The organism is Rathayibacter sp. Leaf248 (assembly GCF_920939495.1).
Taxonomy (GTDB): Bacteria; Actinomycetota; Actinomycetes; order Actinomycetales; family Microbacteriaceae; genus Rathayibacter; species Rathayibacter caricis.
This window is the reverse complement of sequence record NZ_CAKLAV010000001.1, coordinates 2,308,109-2,329,421: the sequence shown is the minus strand read 5'-3', so window position 1 is coordinate 2,329,421 and position 21,313 is coordinate 2,308,109. Positions and strand designations below refer to the sequence as shown.

Sequence of the window (21,313 nt, the reverse complement as noted above, 5' to 3'; positions counted from 1 at the left end):
GAGGTCGGTCTCGGGCTGAGGCGCGACCGGCTCACGGGCAGCTGCGCTCCGCCTCCTCGTTCAAGGCCGGTGCGGCGCGGGAGGCCGCCTCCTCGGGAGTCCGAGCGACCGCGTTCCGTCGGACGTCCTCGAGGAGTGGCTGCGGTCCAGCGCCACTGAGGCCGACGGCTCAGCGGGCCGCCCGGTCCCGGATCGCGAGGATCACGTCGGTCTTCGCGTCCGAGTACGCGTTCATGTCGTTCCAGCGGCTCCGCAGCAGGTCGCGCTTGACGCCCTCGTAGAGCGCCCGGTCGGCGGGGTCCGAGCGGAGGCGGTCGCGCAGCAGGAGGTACGCGTCGATCGCGGCGGCGCCCCGCTCGTAGACGTGCACGTGCACGTCCCGCGCGGGGGTCCGTACGAGGCGGTGGCCCGGCTCCCGCACGCGCAGCAGGTACCCGGCGGCCAGGAGCGCGTCGAGGTACTCCTCCTCGGCCGTGATGTCGTCGACGATCACGACGATGTCGATGATCGGCTTGGCCGCGAGTCCGGGGACGGACGTCGATCCGATGTGCTCGACCCCGACGCCCGGCAGCGCTTCGAGGATCCGGCGCCGGTGCTCCTCGAAGTGCGCGGGCCAGCTCTCGTCGTACTCGTGCAGCGCGACCTCGAGCGGCTCGACGCCGCCGATCAGCTCGACGGCGGTGGCATCGGGGCGGCGGGAGGACATCCGCTCATCCTCGCAAAGAGAAGGGCCGGAGGGATCGCTCCCCCCGGCCCGCAGGAGCTACGCCTGCTCCTCCTGCACGTGCTTCTCGACCATGTTCGCCCGCGCGTTCGGAACGGTGTGCGTCATGACGAGGCCCTCGACGTCCCGCGACCCGTTGCGGCCGAGGTTCGCGAGGCGTGCGAGCTCGTCCTCGGACAGGGTCTGCGACTGCAGCGGAGGCAGATCCTTCACCTCGTCGAGGGTGATGCCGAGGCCCTCGCCGACCCGGCGGCCGAGGTCGTCCTCCACGAGGTAGAAGTGCCACAGCATCCGCTCCTGCACGGGGCGCGCGGCCTGCGAGATCAGGTCGACGAAGTTCGCGACCAGATCGTCGCGCTCCCACTCCTCCATCAGCAGGTAGCGCTGGCCGGCCTGCGTGTAGTCGTTCGTGCGCGGGATCCGCTTGCGCGTGAGGCGACCGGTGATCTCGGGGCCCTGGTCGTCGTGGGTCGGGTACTGCGCCTCGCGCAGCCCGCCGGTGATGGAGGGCTCGTAGTTCACGTGCGGGTTCTCGCCGCCGTGGTCCTGGTGGAACGCCATCTGCCCGTCGCGCTGGTTGGTCGCGACGTGCACGTTCTTCGGCGCGTTCACCGGCAGCTGCAGGTAGTTCGGGCCGACGCGGTACCGCTGGGTGTCGGAGTAGGAGAAGGTGCGGCCGACCAGCATCTTGTCGTCCGAGAAGTCGAGCCCGTCGACCAGCACGCCGGTGCCGAACGAGAGCTGCTCGTTCTCGGCGAAGTGGTTCGTGACGTTGCGGTTCAGGACCATGCGCCCGACCGTCTTCGGCGGAAACTCGTTCTCGGGCCAGACCTTCGTGTCGTCGAGCGGATCGAAGTCGAGCTCGGGGTGGTCGTGGTCGTCCATCAGCTGCACGCGCAGCTCCCACTCGGGGTGCTCGCCGCGCTCGATGGCCTCGTAGAGGTCCTTCGACGCGTGGCCGAGGTCGCCGCCCTGCACGACGGCGGCGTCGGCCTCGGTCATGCTGCTGACGCCCACGGAGGGGATCCAGTGGTACTTGACCAGCTTCGTGTCGCCGGCCTGATTCACCCACTTGTAGGTGTTCACTCCGAAGCCCTGCTGGTGGCGGTAGTCGGCCGGGATGCCGCGGGGGCTGAACAGGTTGACCAGCATGTGCATCGACTCCGGCGTCTGCGACATGAAGTCGAAGATGCGTGCGGGCTCCTGCCGGAACGTGACCGGGTCGGGCTTGAGCGAGTGGATCACGTCGGGGAACTTGATGGCGTCGCGGATGAAGAAGACGCCGAGGTTGTTGCCCACGAGGTCCCAGTTGCCGTCCTCGGTGTAGAACTTCACCGCGAAGCCGCGGGGGTCGCGCGCGGCCTCGGAGGAGTCGCGGCCGCCGATCACGGTCGAGAAGCGGATCGCGACATCGGTGCGCTTCCCCGCCTCCTGGAACAGCTTCGCGCGGGTGTACCGCGAGATCGGCTCGTCGCCCCAGGTGCCGGTCGCCTCGAAGTAGCCGAAGGCGACGGCGCCACGGGCGTGCACAACCCGCTCGGGGATCCGCTCGCGATCGAAGTGGCTGATCTTCTCGAGGAACTGGTAGTTCTCGAGCGTGGCCGGCCCGCGGGCCCCGACCGTGCGCTGGTTCTGGTTGTCGTAGACGGGGTGTCCCTGACGGTTGGTCAGGATCTTCCGGTCATCGCCCTCGGCGGGCGGCTGGGAGGAGACGTCGGTCATGGATCAGGTGTCCTTTCCAGGTGGCGGTCCCCTCCATCCGATCAGAGACGACCTGGACGACGCCCCGGGGTTGACGTCAGCGGTCGGCGCGCACGTGCACCGTCTCGCCCTGGAGGACGAACCGGAGGCCGCTCCCCTCGCCGAACTCCTCCCGCAGCTCGGCGGGAAGCGACGACGAGACGGTGAGCTGCGCGGTCGCGGGGAACGAGCGGGCGCTGCATCCGCTCGACACGATCACGCTCTCGCCGGACGCGGCGAGCACCACCGACAGGCACGCGCCGCCGTCGTCGCCGCTGGGCCGCTTCACCAGGCGGAGGCCGTGGAACGGCTCGGACGCGAGGGTGCTCTCGGCGCCGCCGAAGCGCGGCAGGTCCTCGGCGGGGGTCAGCGGCAGGGACGCGACCTCGCGGTCGAGGGCGGTCGTCGCCCAGAGGGTCGCGCCGGCGCCGGCCGCCCCGGCGACGACCAGCGACGCCGCCCAGAGCAGGGCGAGCGGGCGGCTGATCCGAGGGCGCGGTGCGGAGTCCGGCTCCTCGGCGAGGAGCGGGCCGCCCGACTCGAGGGTCCGCAGCCGGGCGAGCTCCCGCGGCTCGAGGTCGGGCCGCCGCCCGTAGGCGCGGCGCTGCAGCTCGCGGAGCTCGTCCTCGTCGGTCACCCTCCGAAGTGTGCCACCGGGCGGTGCGGGCGAGGCGTCCCGCTGCCGTCGAGACGTCCCGTTGTTCCTGGACGTCTCGACGGGAACGCGACGCCTCGACGGAGTGCCCCGCCCGTACCATCGGAGGGTGCCCGAGGAGCCCCGCCTGACCGAGACCACGGCCGCCGACACCGTGGCGCTGACGCTGTTCGTCCTGCAGGAGGCCGAGATCATGCGGCGCTACGGCGGCGACGACCCCGGGCCGCGGCCGGGACCCGAGACCCCGACGCTCCTCCTCCGCGTGGACGGCGAGGTCGTGGGCTGCGTGGCGCTCGCCGCGGAGGGCGAGGTCGGCGAGATCAAGCGGATGTACGTGAACGAGCAGGTGCGGGGGCGCGGCTTCAGCCGGCTCCTGCTCGCGGGGGTCGAGGAGCTCGCGGCGCGTCACGGAGTCGAGCTGCTGCGCCTGGTGACGGGCACGCAGCAGCCCGAGGCCGTGGCCCTCTACGAGAGCTCGGGCTACGAGCCGATCCCGGGCTTCGGCTACTGGGGCGACGAGCCCGAGAGCCTCTGCTTCGCGAAGCGGCTCGGCTGAGGCGTACGGAACCGAGGTCGGGAGCGGCTGCGGGCCTCGTCCGGGGGCCCAGCGCCCCTCCGCTCCTCGGTTGCGAACGGAGAGACCCTCGGAACCAAGGCTGAGCGCCCCGATTCCGAGAGAAGAGGCTCGTTCGGCGCTCTCAGCCTTACTTCTGCAGGCGTTCGGCCGCGCACCCCGCCCGCCACGCGTCGGCACGCGCCGAGCGGACCCGCGGAGGGCAGCGGTAGTCTGATCCGGACCCCGGCGCGCGCCACGCCCGCGCCGCCGTCTCCTCTTCCGCCATCGCGGAGGTCCTCGGTTGCCCACGCGGCCGAGGCGACACCGTTCCGCAGAGCCGGAGCGCTGGTCGCAGCAGCACCGGCCGGCCCGGTGCGCCCCCATGCCACGCACATCCCGGCACGACGCCGGCCCCTCCTATCGGAAAGCACCCATGCGAAACGCCCGCACAGCCAAGCCCGCCCGCCACCACCTCGAACTGGCGGCTCCGAAGCCGCTCGAGAAGGGCGGTCTGCGCATCACCCCTCTGGGTGGTCTCGGCGAGATCGGCCGCAACATGACCGTCTTCGAGCACAAGGGCAAGCTGCTCATCGTCGACTGCGGCGTCCTCTTCCCCGAGGAGAACCAGCCCGGCATCGACGTGATCCTCCCCGACTTCGCCGCGATCCGCTCGCGCCTGAAGGACATCGAGGCCATCGTGCTCACCCACGGCCACGAGGACCACATCGGCGGCGTGCCGTACCTGCTCAAGGAGCGGGCCGACATCCCGATCATCGCGTCGACCTTCACGCTCGCGCTCATCTCGGCGAAGCTGCAGGAGCACCGGATCACCCCGCGCACCCGCCCGGTGAAGGAGGGCGACCGCGTCGACGCCGGCGTGTTCGACCTCGAGTTCCTCGCCGTGAACCACTCGATCCCGGACGGCCTCGCCGTCGCGATCCGCACCGAGGCCGGCCTCGTGCTGCACACGGGCGACTTCAAGATGGACCAGTTCCCGCTCGACGGCCGCACCACCGACCTCCCCGGCTTCGCGCGCCTGGGCGACGAGGGCGTCGACCTCTTCCTCGTCGACTCCACCAACGCCGACGTCCCCGGCTTCGCGATCTCGGAGGGCGATCTCGCCCCCGCGATCGACCAGGTGTTCCGCACCGCCCCGCGCCGCATCGTCGTGTCGAGCTTCGCGAGCCACGTGCACCGCATCCAGCAGGTCCTGGACGCCGCGCACCGCCACGGCCGCAAGGTCGGGTTCGTCGGCCGCTCGATGGTCCGCAACATGGGCATCGCCGCCGAGCTCGGCTACCTCAAGATCCCGGCCGGCCTCGTCGTCGACATGAAGGTCCTCGAGAAGCTGCCCGCGACCGAGATCGTGATGATCTGCACCGGTTCGCAGGGCGAGCCCATGGCCGCACTCTCGCGCATGGCCAACAAGGACCACATCATCGACATCGGACCCGGCGACACCGTGCTGCTGGCCAGCTCGCTGATCCCCGGCAACGAGAACGCGATCTACCGCATCATCAACGCGTTCACGCGCTGGGGCGCGACCGTCGTGCACAAGGGCAACGCCAAGGTGCACGTCTCGGGCCACGCGAGCGCCGGCGAGCTCGCCTACTGCTACAACATCCTCCGCCCGACGCACGTGCTGCCCGTGCACGGCGAGTGGCGCCACCTCACGGCGAACGCCGCGATCGCGACGCGCACCGGCATCGATGAGAAGAACGTCTTCGTCATCGAGGACGGCGTCTCGATCGACCTCGTCAAGGGCCGCGCCCGCATGAGCGGACGCATCGACGCCGACCACATCCTGGTCGACGGCACCACGATGGGCGTCGCCACCGAGGACGCCATGATCGACCGCCGCGTGCTCGCCGAGGAGGGCGCGATCACCGTGCTCGCCATCGCCGACCTCGACCGCGGCACGCTCGGCGAGCCCGTCGAGTTCTTCACCCGCGGCTTCGTGGAGGAGCCGGGCTGGCAGGCCAACGCGAGCAAGGCGATCGACGACGCCGTGCTGCAGGCCGCCGGATCGCCGACCGACCGCGAGGCGCTCGAGAAGCTGATCACCCGCACGCTCGGCCGCTGGCTGACCCGCCGTCACCGCCGGAACCCGGTCATCACCACGATCGTCGTCGAGGAGTAGTCCCCGCACGTCCGAGCGCCCGTCCCCTGCAGAAGGGGGCGGGCGCTCAGTCGTGCTCGGTAGAGTCGATCCGATGTCCTCCCCGTCCCGCGCCCGCGCCCGTGCGGCGGCCGCGTTCCCGAACCGGCTGCTGCTGACCAAGCGCGCCTCGGGGACCAACGGATGGCTGAGCTCGTGGGGCACGAACGCGCATGGCGAGATCGCCGGCTGCCCGCCGCCGCGCGCCTAGACCGCGACCGCCCCTCCTCCGGAGACAGCGGCCGCGCTCCCGCGCTCGCCACCACTCCGAACGGACGACCGATGGCTCACCACGACCTGCCCGCTGGCCAGGCACCGCACTCCCTCTGGCGGGGGCTCCGCCAGACCCTGCAGAAGGACACCGTCGGCGGTGCCTTCCTCCTCACCGCCACGCTGCTCGCGCTGATCATCGCGAACAGCCCCGCGTCCTCGCTCTACGAGGCGGTGCGCGACTTCCGGTTCGGCCCCGAGGCGCTGCACCTGAACCTCAGCGTCGGCTCGTGGGCGGCCGACGGCCTGCTCGCGATCTTCTTCTTCGTCGTCGGCCTGGAGCTCAAGGAGGAGTTCGTCGCCGGCTCGCTGCGGAACCCCCGCACCGCGCTCGTGCCGATCGTCGCGGCGGTCGGCGGAGTCGTCACTCCGGCCCTGATCTTCGTCGCCGTGAACCTGCAGCGCGGAGGAGCGGCACTCGACGGCTGGGCGATCCCGGCCGCCACCGACATCGCGTTCGCGGTCGCGGTGATCGCGGTCGTCGGCAGGTTCCTCCCGCCGGCGCTGCGGACGTTCCTCCTGACCCTCGCGGTGGTCGACGACCTCATCGCGATCACGATCATCGCCGTGTTCTACACGGCGGGCATCGACGCGCTGATGCTCGGCCTCGCGCTGATCCCGCTCGCCGTCTTCGCCGTCTGCGTGCAGCGCGGCGTGCGCGCGTGGTGGGTGCTGATCCCGCTCGGAGTCGCGACGTGGGCGCTCGTGCACGCGTCGGGAGTGCACGCGACGGTCGCCGGAGTGCTGCTGGGCTTCATGGTGCCGGTCGTCGCGACGAAGCGGGCCCGCGTGCAGGTCGGGACCGACGCGGCCGGGAAGCCGATCTACGACGGCCTCGCCGCGCACTTCGCCGACCGCTGGAGCGTGCTGTCGACCTCGTTCGCCGTGCCCGTGTTCGCGTTCTTCTCGGCCGGAGTGACGGTCGGCGGTGTAGCGGGGCTGGCGGAGTCGTTCCAGGACACCATCGCGCTCGGCATCATCGCCGGCCTCGTGCTCGGCAAGCCGATCGGCATCGTCGGCAGCACGTTCCTGCTGACCCGCTTCCGCGGGATCTCACTCGATCCGTCGCTGCGCTGGATCGACATGCTCGGCATGGCGTTCGTCGCGGGCATCGGATTCACGGTGTCGCTGCTCGTGGGCGAGCTCTCGTTCGGCGCCGGCAGCGAGTCCGACGACCACGTGAAGGTCGGCGTGCTCGCGGGCTCGCTCCTCGCGGCGGTCATCGGAGGCACGATCCTCGCGGTGCGGAACCGGCGCTACCGCGCGGCGCCTGCTGCCTCGCCGATCGAGTAGCCGCGGGAGCGGCGTCTCGAGGCGCTCGGCTCCGGGCGGTGGTGGATCTCGATACGCCCTCTGCGAGGGCTACTCGATCAGCAGCTGTCTCGCTGGGCGAATACGAGCGCAGCGCGGGTGCCGCTCCCTTCCGCTGGTCGAGTAGCCGCGCAGCGGCGTCTCGAGACCGACGTGTCCGGCGGTGGTGGATCTCGATACGGCCTCTGCGAGGCCTACTCGATCAGCAGGGGGGCGAGTGCCGCTCCCTTCCGGTGGTCGAGTAGCCGCGCAGCGGCGTATCGAGACCGACGTGTCCAGCAGGATCCGGGTCCGTAGGGTGGGTCGGAGCGGAGGAGAGGCGGGCGGATGCGCGGCACGCGGTCGTCACGGGAGGTTCCCCTCGTGCAGTGGAACTGGTTCACGCGGGCGAAGACGCCGAGCGAGAGCATCCTCATCGGGATGCTCCTGCTCGCGATCCCCGCGTGGAACTTCTCCGGGTTGCTCATCGACGGTATCTCGTTCGGCCTGAGGCTCGGCGTCCTCGTGGCCCTCTCCGTGATCCTGTTCGGCGTGATGGCGGTGCTCATGGCCGTCAGGCACCCCACTCCGCACGCCGATCTCGCCGCGCGCACCGTCCGGGTCCGATCGCGGGTCACTCCGTTCGCCGACTTCACCTCGGCGAAGCGACTCTTCCGCAGCAGCCGGTCGAAGCGGGTGGTGATCGAGCTGCACGCGCCCGGGCAGACCGTGCTGCTCGAGCTCCGCGATGACCTCGGTCGCGTGACGACAGGGCGGACGCAGGAGGCGATCCTCGAGTTCCTCCACGGGAGCGGAGTCGTGCTGCCCACGTCGAGGGACGATCCGACGGGGCGCTTCACCGAGCTGAACTTCCCCGGCAGCCTCAGCCGGGAGCAGGCGATCGCGCTGGCCGAGCGTCCGCTGACCGCACCCGACGTCGGCTCGGGGGCGCACGGCTGAGGTGCGAGGCCGTGGATCCGGACGCGATCCGGAACGACCGCGACACGGACGTCCCGCGGAGACCGAGGTCCGAGCCGACTGGACGCGAACCGGGTCGTGAGGGCGCTCGGCGCCCCGTTCCGAGTCCGGTCGCGGAGGCGGGGTGGCCCGAGTGGGCGCGGGACGGGGTCCACAAGTGCTGCAGAGCCCGATCCGGGTCCACTCGACCGCGTCGGCCGCGCCTCGAACACGTCCCTCATCCGGGGTGGCCTTCCGTGAACCGTCTCACTTAGAGTGTTCACGTTCACATTCCGTGCGAAGACGCGCGAATCCGCGGAGCCCTGCGGGTCGGTCGTCGACGCCGCACCGACCACAGAGGGCCTTCTGCATGACTCGATCACGTTCGGCGGTGAGGATCGCACTGGCGATCGGCACCGTCGCCGCCACGGCGCTGCTCGGCGCCACGGTACCGAGCTCCGCTTTCGGAGCCACGGAGACTCCGCTCCTGCACTACACGTTCGACACCGCGCCCACCGGCACGACGATCGACGACGTGAGCGGCAACGACCACGACGCGACGCTGCGTCGCACCGGTGCGGAGGTCCGCAACGGCGCGATCAGCTTCCCCGGCGGCTCCGCGACCGCCGCTCCCTACCTCGAGATCCCCACCGCGCCGCTCGCCGGCAAGAAGGACCTCACCTTCTCGACGTGGCTCTCGCCCCGCTCCGGCGCGGCCAACACCGCCGCGGCGTTCGTCGGCGCGCCGATCGCGAGCGGCGCCCAGCACTCCTCCGGGTACTGGCTGCTGAACCCCACGAACACCGCCGGCTACGTCAAGTCCGTCGTCACCAACTCCGTCAACGCGGGCGCCCCCTGGGGCACCGAGGTCGGCCCCGGAGCGACGAACACGCAGACGCTCGGAGCACGCACGCCCGCGGGCCTGTCGCTCTACACGACGGTCATCGACGGCACGAACGGCACACTGAAGGTCTATGTCAACGGCACTCAGATCGGCACCACGACGACGATCGCGCGCGACGTCTCGTCCTTCGGCTCCTCCCTCGTCGCCTACCTCGCGCGCTCGACCTACCCCGACGCGGGCTGGAACGGCGACATCGACGACTTCGCCGTCTACGGCAGCGCCCTCACCGGTGACGCCGTGAGCGCCCTGTACTCCTCGCAGGCTCTCGATCGCGCCGTCGCCTCGGTGACGATCCCGACCGAGGCCACCGCGAGCTTCCCGCTGCCCGCCACCGCCAGCGGCGTCGCGATCACCTGGACCTCGAGCAGCTCCGCGATCGCGGTCAGCGGAGGCACCGCCACCGTCACGCGCCCCGCCGCCGGCTCGCCCGTCGCCTCCGTGGTGCTCACCGCGACCTACGCGGTCGGCGGCGCCACCCGCTCCGTCGCCTACCCGGTGTCCGTGGCGGCGCAGCTCTCCGACACCGAGAAGGTGGACCGCGACCTCGCCTCGATCACCATCCCGAACGTCGGCGACATCCGCACCAACGTCACCGTGCCCTCGACGGGCGCGCTCGGCTCCGGCCTCGTCTGGAGCGTCGTCAGCCCCACCGGCGCGACCCTCCGCGACGGCAGCGCCGCCGGCACCCGCACCATCGACGTCGAGCGCCCCGCCGCCGGCGGCACCGCGATCGACGTCGTCGTCCGCGCCACGGCGACCAGCGGAACGGTGAGCCGCACCCGCGACATCACCCTCCGCGTCCAGCCGCTGCCCACGGGCACCGACGACACCGAGGCCTACGTCTGGGCGTTCTTCACCGGAGAGGGCGACGGCGCCGAGCAGGTCAGCCTCGCCGCCTCGAAGGGCAACGACGCGCTCTCGTGGAACACCCTGAACGGCGGCAAGCCCGTCTTCTCCTCGACCCTGGGCACCCAGGGACTGCGTGACCCGTTCATCATCCGGTCGAAGGAGGGCGACAAGTTCTTCATGCTCGCCACCGACCTCAAGATCGCCGGCCTCGCGGGCGGCTTCGACACGTCGCAGAAGTCGGGCTCGAAGCACATCGAGGTGTGGGAGTCGACCGACCTCGTGAACTGGTCCGCGCAGCGGCACGTCAAGGTGTCCTCCGACTTCGTCGGCAACACCTGGGCGCCCGAGGCGTACTGGGACGACGCACTCGACACCTACGTGGTGTTCTGGGCCTCGAACATCTACCCGACCACGAACGTCGCCGATCGCACGTCCGTCACCTACAACCGGATGATGTACGCGACGACCGACGACTTCGTCACCTTCTCGGAGGCGAAGCCGTGGATCGACGTCCAGCGCGGCACCGGCCGCGGCACGATCGACTCGACGATCGCGGAGGAGGACGGCGTCTACTACCGCTTCACCAAGGACGAGGCGTCGATGACGCTGCGCGAGGAGAAGAGCACCGACCTGCTGGCCACCGTCTCGGGCGCGCTGCCCGGCACGGCCGGCCCCGCCGACGAGTGGACCCTGATCAAGGAGCGCGTCGCGTCGGGCCTACCCAACGGCTCCGGCGGCACCTTCACCAGCGGTGAGGGCCCGAACGTCTTCCCCGCCAACGAGGGCGACGTGAACGGACTCGACTGGTTCCTCTTCATCGACCAGCCCGACTACCACCAGGGACCGAACCACTACGTGCCGTTCGGCACCGACGAGATCGCGGACGGGAACTCCTGGCAGCCGCTGGGCTCCAAGCTCGCCGCGAACCTGCCGCAGAACGCCGACGGAGGGAAGCCCCGCCACGGCACGGTGATCCCGGTCACCCGCGCCGAGTACCAGAAGGTGCTCGAGGGCTTCGCCCCGACCCTCGCGGTCGCCTCGGTCGCTCCGCTGACGGCGACGACCGCCCCGGGCACCGCGCCCGTGCTGCCGCGCGCCACGATCACCACGGCGGCCGGTGCCACGAGCGCCGTCGACGTCGCGTGGGACGCGGTCGCCCCCTCCGCCTACGCCACGGCCGGGACCTTCACGGTCTCGGGAGTCGCGCAGGACGCGTCGCGGATGCCGGTGCAGGCCGTCGTCACGGTGCAGGCGTCGCTGAAGGTCACGGCGACGGCCTCGAGCCGCTGCCTCGCCGGCAAGGTCGTGCTGACGGTCGTCGCCCGCAACGGCGACACCGTGCCGATGGACGTGTCCATCCGCACCTCGGAGGGCGTGAAGACGTTCGCCGGAGTGAAGCCGGGCGCGAACGCCTCGGCCGCCTACACGGTGCGCTCGACGCAGCTCGCCGCGGGCGAGGCGACGGTCACCGCGACGGCGACGGTCGGCGGCTCGCCCGTCACCGCGACGACCGCGGCGCCGTACACGGCCCGCAGCTGCGGCTGACCGGTCGGGATCAGCGCTGCTGACGGGAGCCCGTCGCACCCCGGTGCGGCGGGCTTCCGCCGTTCCCGGACGCGCGCCGACGCGACGATCGAGATGGCCCACTGCCCGGGAGGCGCGAATCTCGATACGCCCCTGCGGGGCTACTCGACCAGCAGGGTCGTCCTTGATCGAGTAGGTCGCGCAGCGGCCGTATCGAGATCCCCTACCGTTCGGGAGGCGCGGGTCGTGCCCGTCGCCGCCTCGACGCCCGCTGTTCCTCCGCCGTACCCGGGGCGGCGCTAGCGTGCCGCCATGACGGCCGTCGCGACTCCCACCCGCCGTGCCCGCACGTCCCCGGCGTGGGCGCTGCTCGCGGCCGCCGCGTTCCTCGCCTCCGCGGCGCTGCAGCTGCAGGCCGCGGTGCAGCGCTGGCTGATCGTGGGGGAGGCGGGGACGCCGGCCGACCGGACGATCCAGGACCACCTCTACGACTACTCCATGCCCGCGGACCCGTGGGTGAACGTGGGGGCGGCTGCGCAGGTCTTCGGTGTCGCGACGCTGCTGCTCGCCGCGGGGATTCTGGCGCTGATGCGCGCTCTCGCGCCGGTGAGCGCCGTGTTCCGGGCGAGCGCGGTCGCCGTCGCCGCGGTGTTCGCGCTGAACGGAGCGCACGCGCTGGTCTCGGGGCTCCTCGGCGCCCCGACTCCGATCGGAGCCCCGCTGCTGCAGATGGCGCTCAGCCTGATCCCGGTGCTCGGCCTGGGGGCACTCGCGGTGCGAGCCCTCGGGCGCTCGGTGGCGCTGGGCGTCGCGTTCGCCTGCCTGCTCGGCAGCACGATGCCGGGCGTGCTGCTCGCGACGTTCGTGATCGCTCCGGCGGTCATGGGCTTCCAGTCGCACGACACGACGCCGTGGAGCGAGGCGGTGACCGCCGTCAGCACCGCGGCGGCGGGCCTGGCCGCGCTGGTCGGTGCGGCGGTGGGCGCGATCCGGTCGCATCACTGATGCGCGCCGTCACCTGAGGGGGCGACATCCTTCTCGCTCGGGAAGGTCCTGACGATCGTTCTGCGTCGATGACCTTGCCGAAGCCGTCAGGGTTTGCGATTATCGCAAATCAGCGTACTCTTGAAAAATGACAAATCTTCTGACGGAGCGAGTCCGGCAGATCCTCGACGCGACAGGTATGACGCATGCCGCCTTCGCAGAACGCATCGGGATCGATGGATCTAAACTCTCGAAGAGTCTAGGTGGACAACGGAATTTCTCGTCGAGCGAGCTCGCGGCAATTGCGCAACTAGGTCGTCAGAGCGTCGACTGGTTGATTACCGGTGCCCCATCTCGATCGTGGCAGATCGCCGCTAGAGCGGAGCCGGCATCGCTCAGTGAGCTTCAGGAGAGCAGCAAGGCGCTGATCAGTGCAGTAGCGGAGCGCTTCGATGCACTCGAAGCGCTGGGTTTGCAGAGCAATGCGCCGGCTCTTCCCGCTCCTGGTGGCGCTCCTCGACTCGGGCTTCAGGCGGAAGAGCTCGCAATGCAGGCCCTTCAGCTCCTCGGTGAGAGCATCTCGTTGAAGCCCACGCCGGATGTCATCGACTTGGTCGAGAAGAAGCTCGGAATCAATGTCGTAGTCGCGAACTTGCCACGCGGCTGTGACGGCGTCTCCTACCAAGATGGGCCGTTTCGCCTAGTAATCCTCGGTACAACCCAGCAGTTCGCTCGTCAGCGATTCACGCTGGGTCACGAGATTGGGCATATCCTGCGCGGCGACGCGACGGAAATCATCGAAGAGTATGCGGTGAACAGTACTGGCTCCTCGATGGACGAGAAGTCGGAACGTCGAGCCAATGCCTTCGCCTCGATTTTCCTCGCGTGTGAAGAGGATATTCGGAACTTCCTCGATGGTAGGGTCGCCGAGGATCATTTCGATGAGCTCTGCTGGACGTTCCGCTTGACGCCCGACGCCATGTCCAGACGACTCCTGGCGTTGGGAATGATCGATGCGGCGACACGCGATACTCTCGGTGCGAGAACCATGCGATCGGTTGGGATGGGTCTAGGGCGGGGCGCTTCACTCCTCACCCGCACTGGTAGATCGGCGAGTCCTCGAGCTCCGATGCATCTTGTCCAGCGCTGCATAGACGCCTATCTGGCGGGCGAGACGACTCTTCAAGCGGCTGCGGATCTGATGTGTCAGCCGGTCGAGCAGGTGCGCGAGGCGCTCGAGGACGATACTGGCGACTCGCCTTCGAACTCCGGCAGGTACTGAAGTCCGTGGCGACACACCTTTTTCCGGACACATCTGTTCTCTGCAACTTCGCCTCAGTGGACCAGCTCGGGGTTCTGCGCACGTTCCTCGCCGATAAGGGGCGTGTAGTAGAAGCGGTTTCTCGCGAGATCGTACAGTCCCGCAAGTTCGTGCCGAACCTTCGTCAGATAAACCTGCAGGAGTGGTTCGGTGATGAGATCCGCATCGATGACCCCATGGATGTCCGAGCTGTCGAGCAAACCAGAGTCGCGCGCTTCGGCGGGAGGAAGGACGAGCCGACCAAGCATCTGGGCGAGAGTCAGACGCTCTATGTCATTGGACGGTTCGCTGGATTCACGGATTCGGTGTGGCTCACCGAAGATCGTTCTGCATACGACCTGGCGCAAAAGCGCGGCATCATCACCAAACACACCTGCGAGGTGCTGCAAGCGCTCGTCGCTTACGGTGAGATGACGTCCGTTGACGCCTATGAAACGGCTATCGGGATCCTCGACCGAGATCGCTCCCTCCTCGTTCAGCCCCCATCTGCGCGCTACTTCGAATAGCGCCGCTCTGACTGAGGTCGCGTCAGCCGTTCAGGATCGGGTTCGGCGAGGTGGAGGGACCCGCTGAGACCTCGTCGACGATGCGCAGGAACTGCTCGACCGCCTGCTCCGAGGTGAGACGACCGGCGTCGACGAGGTCGGCGATCCGGAGAACGTCGAGTTTGCGGGCGGCGCGGGCCGCGGTGTCGAGTCCGGAGGCGCTGATCGCGGACGACGCGCGCACACGCGCGACGATCGCTCCGACGTGCCACCGTCTGCTGCTGGAAGCCATTCGATCTCCTTCTCTGTCGCAGGGTCTTCGGAGCGAGGCGTGCCTCGGATGGGGGTCGTCGCGGGATCGGAGCGGTCGGGCTGCTCCGGATCCCGTCACAGGTGCAGGATGCTCCAGTCGATGATCACGGCCGCGGCCGTGTAGATCGCGGCGACCGCTCCCACGGCCTTGCCCGCGCGGTCCAGGTCGCTCCGCGGAGTGGGGCGGATGTCGGCGACCACGCGCAGCAGCGCGCCGAGCATCGCGATGACGGTGATCGCCAGCAGCCACACCTTGAGGGCGACGTGCGAGTCGACGTCCATCAGCGTGAGCGTCAGGACCGGTGCGAGCACGAGCACGATCGAGAGCAGCACCAGCAGCACGCCGCGACGGGTCAGCTCGGTGGGGCCGAGCGAGCCCTCGCGGAGCCACGCGCGCAGGCGGGACCGGCGGGTCGCCGGCGTGGCGGGTGCCTCCGCGACGGCGGGCTGATGCGGATCGGACGCGGAGGGACGCGGATCGGAGGCGGACAGGCCCGCACCCGCGTCGGGCTCGGCGGACGGCGTGGAGACCGCGGCCGCGCTCTCGATCGTGCTCACAGGGCCGACCCGTACGCGGAGCGCCCGACCTTCGACCGGGCGACGGAGGGAGCCGACGCGGTCGGCCGAGGTGCGAGGTGATGCCGCACGGCGTCCTCCAGGGGATCGTGGCGACCGTCGAGGGCCGCGTCGCGAGAGGGTCGCGAGCTCTCAGTGTCCAGCCGTGAGAGCGCTCCGACAAGCGCCGCTTGCGGACTTGTCCGCTTCCGGACACCGTCGAGGTCGCGCTCAGAGCCGGATGATGCTCCAATCGACGACCACGGACAGCACCGTGAACACCGCGGCGACCGCTCCGACCGCCTTGCCCGCCCGGTCGAGGTCGCCCCGCGGAGTCGGCCGCGCGTCGGCGATCACCCGCAGCACCGCCCCGACGAGCGCGGTGACCGTGATCGTGACCACCGTCACCTTCAGCGACACGTGGGCGTCGACGTGCAGCAGGGTCAGCGCGGCGATCGGCACCAGCACCAGGAGGATCGACAGCAGCACCAGGATCCCGCCACGGCGCGACAGCGCGGTCGGTCCGAGGGATCCGCCGCGGAGCCAGGCGCGCACGGCACGGTCACCGACAGGCGCGGGGGAGGGCGGGGAGTCGGTCGAGGCGGGCAGAGGATCCTCCAGGATCGGGGCGGGCGGCCCCTCAGTCTCGGGACCGGTCCGCACGCACGCAAGGCCCGCTAGCGGACACGTCCGCAAGAGGACGTCCCGCGTTCCGGGCGGTCGCCGCCTCTGCTGAACCTCTGCTCCTCCCGGCAAGGCCCTGACAAGCCCTCCCTGCCTGAGGAACCCCTCAGTAACGTGGATGTACCCCTTCGGGACGGAGCGCGAGACCCCCGCTCGCGTCGATCCGACGTCACTCCGTCCGCCACCGCATCGCCCGTCCCCCGTGAAAGGCCACCCATGACGGATTCCCCGCCCGTCCCGACCGCAGACCGCTCCCGTACCCCGGAGCGGTCGTGACGACCGTGTGCGCCCCGCTCGCCCGGACCGACGCCCGATCGGTCGTCGACGACGCCTGCTGCCGCGCCGACGCGCTCCTCAGCGCGCGCATCGCGGACCTCTGGACGGCGAAGTCCGATCCGGAGGCGACCCGGCTGCTTCTGGAGCGCGCCCGCGCGGAGGTCGCCGCCGCCCGCACGCTGCTCGCCGAGGCGGGGTCGGGGGAGTGGTGGTCGGACCTGACCGCCGCCCGCCTGGCCGACGCCTGCGTCGCCGCGCGCCTGTGGGCGGAGGGCGACCCCGCCTGCGCCGACCTCGAGCGCGTCTTCGCCTCCCGCCTGCGCACCGAGCTCGGCATCGACCTCGCGTCGATCCCGCGCCGCTCGGCTCCGCCCGCCTGACCCGCGCTGCTGGTCGAGTAGCCCCGGAGGGGTGCATCGAGACCCGCCGCCTCCAGCGGGTCGCCCTTCGATCAGGATGCGATACGCCCGCTGCGCGGCTACTCGTTCAGCGAGGAGGGGTGCCGCACTTGGTCGGGATGCACCGCGCCGAGCGCCTCCCGCTCGACCTCCCGCGCCAGCCCCGACCGGCGCGCACGGCCGATCCCGCGCGCGATCTCGTCGCTGAGCACCCGTTCGACCGTGTCGCTCAGCGGACGGAAGACGCCTCCGGACGCCCGGTACGCGGCTCCGCTGCGTCGCGCGAACGCCGTGTCGGGCCGCGGGAGGGACAGCGGCAGCGACCGCGGCCCCGCCCAGTGGTCGATCCCGTGCTCCCGGAGCCACTCGTCGGAGCGCGGAGCGAACTCCCCGTCGAATCCGGTGGCCGACCTGACCGCGGCGAGGAACTCCTCGAACGGAGTGCTCGGTCCGACCGCGTCCACGGTCCCGGTGAGGCCTCCTGCTCCCGCCGACGCGATCCACTCCGCGAGATCCGCCACGTCGATCGCCTGCACCCAGCGGCCCGCCGGCTCCGGCAGCAGCACGGTGCCGCCCCGCATCAGGCGGGCGGGCCAGTACCCGAAGCGGTCGCTCGGGTCGCCGGGGCCCACGATGAGGCCGGGCCGTGCGATCAGGAGCCGGTCGCCGAGCCGAGCGGTCGACGCCTGCTCGGCGAGCACCTTCGCGTGCGCGTAGTCGGAGGGGTCGGTCGGAGTCACGAGCTCCGCCGACTCGTCGGCACCGCGCTCGTCGGTGCGCGCGTAGACCGAGACGGAGGAGACCAGGGTCCAGTGCGCCGCTCTGTCCGCCAGGGCGCCGAGCGCCCCCTCGACGAGCGCGGGCGGAGCGGCCAGCTCGACGACCGCGTCCCAGTCGCCGTCGAGCCCGTCGTAGGCGCCGGGCTGCGTGCGGTCCGCGACGACGAGCCTCACGCCGTCGGGCACGGGTCCCGTCACTCCCCGAGCGAGGCAGACCACCTCCGCGCCACGCCGCGCCCAGGCCGACGCCGTTTCGCGGCCCAGCCATCCCGTCCCACCCAGCACCAGAATCCGTTGCACGTCCCCAGCTGAGCCGATGCGGACGGCGAGCGGAACACGTGTTCGCTGCGGGCGGCACTCCGATCCGCCGCGTGAGCCCGCCGTTCCGTAGCGTGCTCCTCGTTCCGTCGAGGGACGACGTCGATCCGTCAGGAACGGCGGTCGGTTCGCGGTCGGGACGACCGTCCGTGACGGGTGGGTCCGACCCGTCCGGAGGACGTCGATCCGTCGCGAACGGCCGTGGATCCGCGGCGATCCGCACGGCCACTCGCGACGGATCGATCGCGCTACTTCCCGGTCGGGCCGTAGAACGAGCTGATCTCGTCCAGCTCCATCTCGGCGGTCGTCTGGATCAGCTTCAGCAGCTCGGGATCCAGGCCCGGCGAGAACTCCTCGAAGCGCTCGGGCGCGATGACCGAGGGCACTCCCTCCGGAGCCTGCTCCTTCGACTCGAGGGTCGTGCCGTCGTTCGACGGCGAGGCGCCGCGGAAGATCTTCCCCGCCTCCGACGCGCCCTCGAGGTCGAACGTGTACTGCTTGCTCTGCAGCCCCAGATCGACCAGCTTCTTGACCTCGGGGAACCTCTCGGCGTTCGTCTTCGGGATCGGCAGGGTCTTCTTCCAGTCGATGCCGAGCGTCTCGAGCGCCTTGGCGTAGCCGTTCTCGTGGGCCTGGTCGCGGACGATCAGGTAGGCGATCGTCGAGCGGGCCGTCTTGTTGTCCGTCATCTCGTAGATGCGGCACTTCTGCAGGCGCCCGGTCGATTCGAGCATGAGGTTGTAGAGCAGATCGAGCACGAGGTTGCCCGAGTTGTAGACGTAGCTTCCGCTCCACGGGTTGCCGACCGAGTCGACCGGCAGGGCGCCCTGTGCTCCGACGAGGTAGTGGTGGATGTTGCCCGTGTCGAGGGCGATGTTCAGCGGAGTCGCTCCGCCGGCCCCCGGGGTGTCGAGCGGATCCGTCGGCTTGCCGTTGTAGCGCGGGGAGCCGTCGAGCAGGCGCGAGATGGTGGTGCCGATCAGCTCGACGTGGCTGATCTCCTCCGTGCCGATGCCCTGGATCAGGTCGCGGTACGGCTTCGCGTCGGCGCCGCGGAAGTTCATCGCCTGGAAGAGGTACTGCATCATGGTGCGCATCTCGCCGAACTGCCCGCCGAGCCCCTCCTGCAGCGCGTTCGCGGCGGCCGGATCCGGCTCGTCCTGCTCGATGTCGTTGATGAGTCGCTGCACGTGGAAGAACATCATTGCCTCCGAGAGGATCGTGGTGTCCCCTCAGAGTCCGTCGTGCTCCTCGAGCACCGCGCCCCCTTGCCCTTCACCGAGTGCGGAGGGACACTGCCGCACCTCTCGACGGCGGCGCCCGCAGCCGGGACGCTCGGCGCGGAGGCCGCGGACCGCCGCCGCTGTGCTCCGAGAGCGCCGCCGCGGCGAGGGGCTCACGCCCCGGTCAGCGCCTCCACGTCGGCCGCGAGGCTCTTCTGCACCGCGAACTGGGTGCGGTGCAGCTCCTCGTACCGCCCGCCGGCGGCCAGCAGCTCGTCGTGCGTGCCGCGCTCGACGATGGAGCCGTCCTCGATCACGAGGATCAGGTCGGCGCTGCGGATGGTGGACAGGCGGTGCGCGATGACCATCGCCGTCCGCCCCTCCAGCGCCTCGCTGAGCGCGGCCTGCACGGCCGCCTCCGAGGTCGAGTCCAGCGCGGCGGTCGCCTCGTCGAGGATGACGACCCGCGGCTGGGCGAGCAGGAGCCGCGCGATGGTCAGGCGCTGGCGCTCGCCGCCCGAGAGCCGGTAGCCGCGCTCGCCGACCACCGTGTCGAGCTGGTCGGGCAGCGAGCGGAGGAGCGGCTCGAGCCGCGCGCGGCGGACCGCGTCCCACACGTCGTCGAGGGACGCCTCCGGTCGGGCGAGGCGCAGGTTCGACAGGATCGTCTCGTGGAACAGGTGGCCGTCCTGCGTCACCATGCCCAGGCTGTGCCGCATGGAGTCGAACGTGACATCGCGGACGTCCGTCCCGGCGAGCCGCACGGCACCGCTGTCGACGTCGTACAGGCGCGAGAGCAGCTGCGCGATCGTGGACTTGCCGGCTCCGGACGTGCCGACGAGCGCCACCGTCTGACCGGGCTCGATCCGGAAGGACACACCGTGCAGCACCTCCTCGCCGCCGCGGGTGTCGAGCGTCGAGACCTCCTCGAGGGAGGCGAGGGACACCTTGTCGGCGGACGGGTAGGCGAAGCGGACGTCGTCGAACTCGACGGCGACGGGGCCCTCGGGGACGGAGACGGCGTCGGGCTTCTCCTGGATGAGCGGCTCGAGGTCCAGCACCTCGAAGACGCGCTCGAAGCTGACGACCGCGCTCATGATCTCGACGCGGGCGTTCGCGAGGCTGGTCAGCGGCGCGTAGAGGCGGGTGAGCAGGAGCGCCAGGGTGACCACCTCGCCCGTGTCCAGGGCGCCGCCGAGGGCGAGGACGCCGCCGAGCCCGTAGACGAGCGCGAGGGCGAGGGCCGAGACGAGCATCAGCGCCGTGAAGAAGACGAACTGCAGCATCGCGGTCCGGACGCCGATGTCGCGGACACGGGCGGCGCGGACGCGGAACTCCTCGGCCTCCTCGTCGGGCCGGCCGAACAGCTTGACGAGGGTGGCGCCGGGGGCCGAGAAGCGCTCGGTCATCTGCGTGCTCATCGCGGAGTTGTGATCGGCGGCCTCGCGGCGGAGCGCGGCGAGGCGGCCGCCCATCCGGCGCGCGGGCACCAGGAAGATCGGGAGCATGACGACGGCGAGGACCGTGACGAGCCAGGACGTGGTGAGCATGACGATCAGGGTCAGGATGAGCGCTACGAGGTTCGTGACGACGCCCGACAGGGTGCCGCTGAACGCCTGCTGCGCGCCGATCACGTCGTTGTTGAGGCGGCTCACGAGGGCGCCGGTGCGGGTACGGGTGAAGAACGCGATCGGCATCTTCTGCACGTGATCGAAGACGGCGGTGCGCAGGTCCAGGATCACGCCCTCGCCGATCCGCGCGGAGTACCAGCGCGTCACGAGGGACACGGCGGCGTCAGCCACGGCGACGAGCGCGATGACGACGGCGATCCGGATGATCGTGGCGACCTCGCCCCGCGCGACGATGACGTCGACCACCTGACCGGCCAGCACCGGCGTCGCGACCGCGAGGAACGCTCCGACGATCGAGAGGGTGATGAAGATCAGCAGCTGCGACCGGTACGGCACGGCGAACGTCATGATGCGCCGGACCGAGGCGCGGGAGATGCCGTGCTTGCCGTCCCTGACGGTCGAGATCTTGTAGAGCGAGCTCCAGGCCGCGCCTTCCATGCTCATCGGCAGTTCCTTCCCTCGACCCCACGCCCCAACTTAGGGGGTGGGTGGCGGGGATTCCTGGGGTGGCTCATGGTCCCTCCGCTCGCGGTGCGCACCCTCCTTCAGAAGCGGCCTGCGCGCTTCTCCAGAAGTTGCGGTAACTGCTCGCGCTTCCCGCAACTTCGGGAGAACGAGAGGTGCGTGGAGCGGCGAGGCGCGGGCGGAGGCGCCGCGCTCCTCCAGAAGTTGCGGTAACGGCTCGCGCTTCCCGCAACTTCTGGGGAGAGGGAGGGGGAG

At 70.6% G+C, this 21,313-nt stretch carries 19 protein-coding genes; 10 read left to right on the top strand and 9 right to left on the bottom strand.

Annotation, left to right across the window (positions count from 1 at the left end):
• Positions 1 to 169: 169 nt before the first annotated feature.
• The 3 genes from LRG51_RS11140 to LRG51_RS11130 form a co-directional block, all read right to left on the bottom strand.
• Positions 170 to 706, bottom strand: coding sequence for a GrpB family protein (locus tag LRG51_RS11140; RefSeq protein WP_230672781.1), 537 nt, complete (start codon positions 704 to 706; stop codon positions 170 to 172).
• A 57-nt stretch (positions 707 to 763) separates the two neighbouring features.
• On the bottom strand, positions 764 to 2,446 hold the full coding sequence (locus LRG51_RS11135) for a catalase (RefSeq protein WP_230672780.1): 1,683 nt from the start codon (positions 2,444 to 2,446) through the stop codon (positions 764 to 766).
• Between the two features lie 76 nt (positions 2,447 to 2,522).
• Positions 2,523 to 3,101, bottom strand: a complete 579-nt coding sequence (locus LRG51_RS11130) for a hypothetical protein (RefSeq protein WP_230672779.1) — start codon at positions 3,099 to 3,101, stop codon at positions 2,523 to 2,525.
• Between the two features lie 127 nt (positions 3,102 to 3,228).
• Between LRG51_RS11130 and LRG51_RS11125 the strand changes: the two genes are divergently transcribed.
• The 9 genes from LRG51_RS11125 (at position 3,229) to LRG51_RS11085 (ending at position 14,438) form a co-directional block, all read left to right on the top strand.
• Positions 3,229 to 3,675 carry a GNAT family N-acetyltransferase gene (locus LRG51_RS11125; RefSeq protein ID WP_230672778.1) on the top strand — a complete coding sequence of 149 codons (447 nt, stop codon included), beginning with the start codon at positions 3,229 to 3,231 and terminating at the stop codon, positions 3,673 to 3,675.
• A 433-nt stretch (positions 3,676 to 4,108) separates the two neighbouring features.
• Positions 4,109 to 5,815, top strand: a complete 1,707-nt coding sequence (locus tag LRG51_RS11120; RefSeq protein WP_230672777.1) for a ribonuclease J — start codon at positions 4,109 to 4,111, stop codon at positions 5,813 to 5,815.
• A gap of 73 nt (positions 5,816 to 5,888) precedes the next feature.
• A complete protein-coding gene (locus LRG51_RS11115) occupies positions 5,889 to 6,044 on the top strand; it encodes a hypothetical protein (RefSeq protein ID WP_170116319.1) in 156 nt (51 codons plus the stop codon).
• Positions 6,045 to 6,115: 71 nt separating this feature from the next.
• Positions 6,116 to 7,396, top strand: coding sequence for a Na+/H+ antiporter NhaA (nhaA, locus tag LRG51_RS11110; RefSeq protein ID WP_230672776.1), 1,281 nt, complete (start codon positions 6,116 to 6,118; stop codon positions 7,394 to 7,396).
• 381 nt (positions 7,397 to 7,777) lie between these two features.
• Complete coding sequence (locus LRG51_RS11105; protein ID WP_230672775.1) at positions 7,778 to 8,353, top strand: hypothetical protein; 576 nt, start codon at positions 7,778 to 7,780, stop codon at positions 8,351 to 8,353.
• A 388-nt stretch (positions 8,354 to 8,741) separates the two neighbouring features.
• Positions 8,742 to 11,648 (top strand): LamG-like jellyroll fold domain-containing protein, encoded by a 2,907-nt coding sequence (locus tag LRG51_RS11100; protein WP_230672774.1) that lies wholly within the window; start codon positions 8,742 to 8,744, stop codon positions 11,646 to 11,648.
• 291 nt (positions 11,649 to 11,939) lie between these two features.
• Positions 11,940 to 12,632 carry a hypothetical protein gene (locus tag LRG51_RS11095; protein WP_230672773.1) on the top strand — a complete coding sequence of 231 codons (693 nt, stop codon included), beginning with the start codon at positions 11,940 to 11,942 and terminating at the stop codon, positions 12,630 to 12,632.
• Positions 12,633 to 12,759: 127 nt separating this feature from the next.
• Positions 12,760 to 13,893 (top strand): helix-turn-helix domain-containing protein, encoded by a 1,134-nt coding sequence (locus LRG51_RS11090; protein WP_230672772.1) that lies wholly within the window; start codon positions 12,760 to 12,762, stop codon positions 13,891 to 13,893.
• Between the two features lie 56 nt (positions 13,894 to 13,949).
• A complete protein-coding gene (locus LRG51_RS11085; RefSeq protein ID WP_230672771.1) occupies positions 13,950 to 14,438 on the top strand; it encodes a hypothetical protein in 489 nt (162 codons plus the stop codon).
• Positions 14,439 to 14,460: 22 nt separating this feature from the next.
• On the opposite strand, the gene LRG51_RS11080 is transcribed toward LRG51_RS11085, so the two are convergent.
• The 3 genes from LRG51_RS11080 to LRG51_RS11070 form a co-directional block, all read right to left on the bottom strand.
• On the bottom strand, positions 14,461 to 14,709 hold the full coding sequence (locus LRG51_RS11080; RefSeq protein ID WP_055784904.1) for a hypothetical protein: 249 nt from the start codon (positions 14,707 to 14,709) through the stop codon (positions 14,461 to 14,463).
• A 95-nt stretch (positions 14,710 to 14,804) separates the two neighbouring features.
• Positions 14,805 to 15,287 (bottom strand): hypothetical protein, encoded by a 483-nt coding sequence (locus tag LRG51_RS11075; protein WP_230672770.1) that lies wholly within the window; start codon positions 15,285 to 15,287, stop codon positions 14,805 to 14,807.
• A gap of 228 nt (positions 15,288 to 15,515) precedes the next feature.
• Positions 15,516 to 15,839 (bottom strand): hypothetical protein, encoded by a 324-nt coding sequence (locus tag LRG51_RS11070; protein ID WP_107574075.1) that lies wholly within the window; start codon positions 15,837 to 15,839, stop codon positions 15,516 to 15,518.
• Positions 15,840 to 16,240: 401 nt separating this feature from the next.
• Between LRG51_RS11070 and LRG51_RS11065 the strand changes: the two genes are divergently transcribed.
• Complete coding sequence (locus LRG51_RS11065) at positions 16,241 to 16,624, top strand: hypothetical protein (RefSeq protein WP_055784915.1); 384 nt, start codon at positions 16,241 to 16,243, stop codon at positions 16,622 to 16,624.
• Between the two features lie 98 nt (positions 16,625 to 16,722).
• Here LRG51_RS11065 and LRG51_RS11060 read toward each other — a convergent pair whose 3' ends face one another.
• The 3 genes from LRG51_RS11060 to LRG51_RS11050 form a co-directional block, all read right to left on the bottom strand.
• Entirely contained in the window at positions 16,723 to 17,706 is a 984-nt protein-coding gene (locus LRG51_RS11060) for an NAD-dependent epimerase/dehydratase family protein (protein ID WP_329958735.1), read from the bottom strand.
• Positions 17,707 to 17,987: 281 nt separating this feature from the next.
• Positions 17,988 to 18,941 carry a manganese catalase family protein gene (locus LRG51_RS11055; protein WP_055784925.1) on the bottom strand — a complete coding sequence of 318 codons (954 nt, stop codon included), beginning with the start codon at positions 18,939 to 18,941 and terminating at the stop codon, positions 17,988 to 17,990.
• A 194-nt stretch (positions 18,942 to 19,135) separates the two neighbouring features.
• Positions 19,136 to 21,037: an ABC transporter ATP-binding protein gene (locus LRG51_RS11050; RefSeq protein WP_230672768.1), complete on the bottom strand. Its 1,902-nt coding sequence runs from the start codon at positions 21,035 to 21,037 to the stop codon at positions 19,136 to 19,138.
• Positions 21,038 to 21,313: the final 276 nt, after the last annotated feature.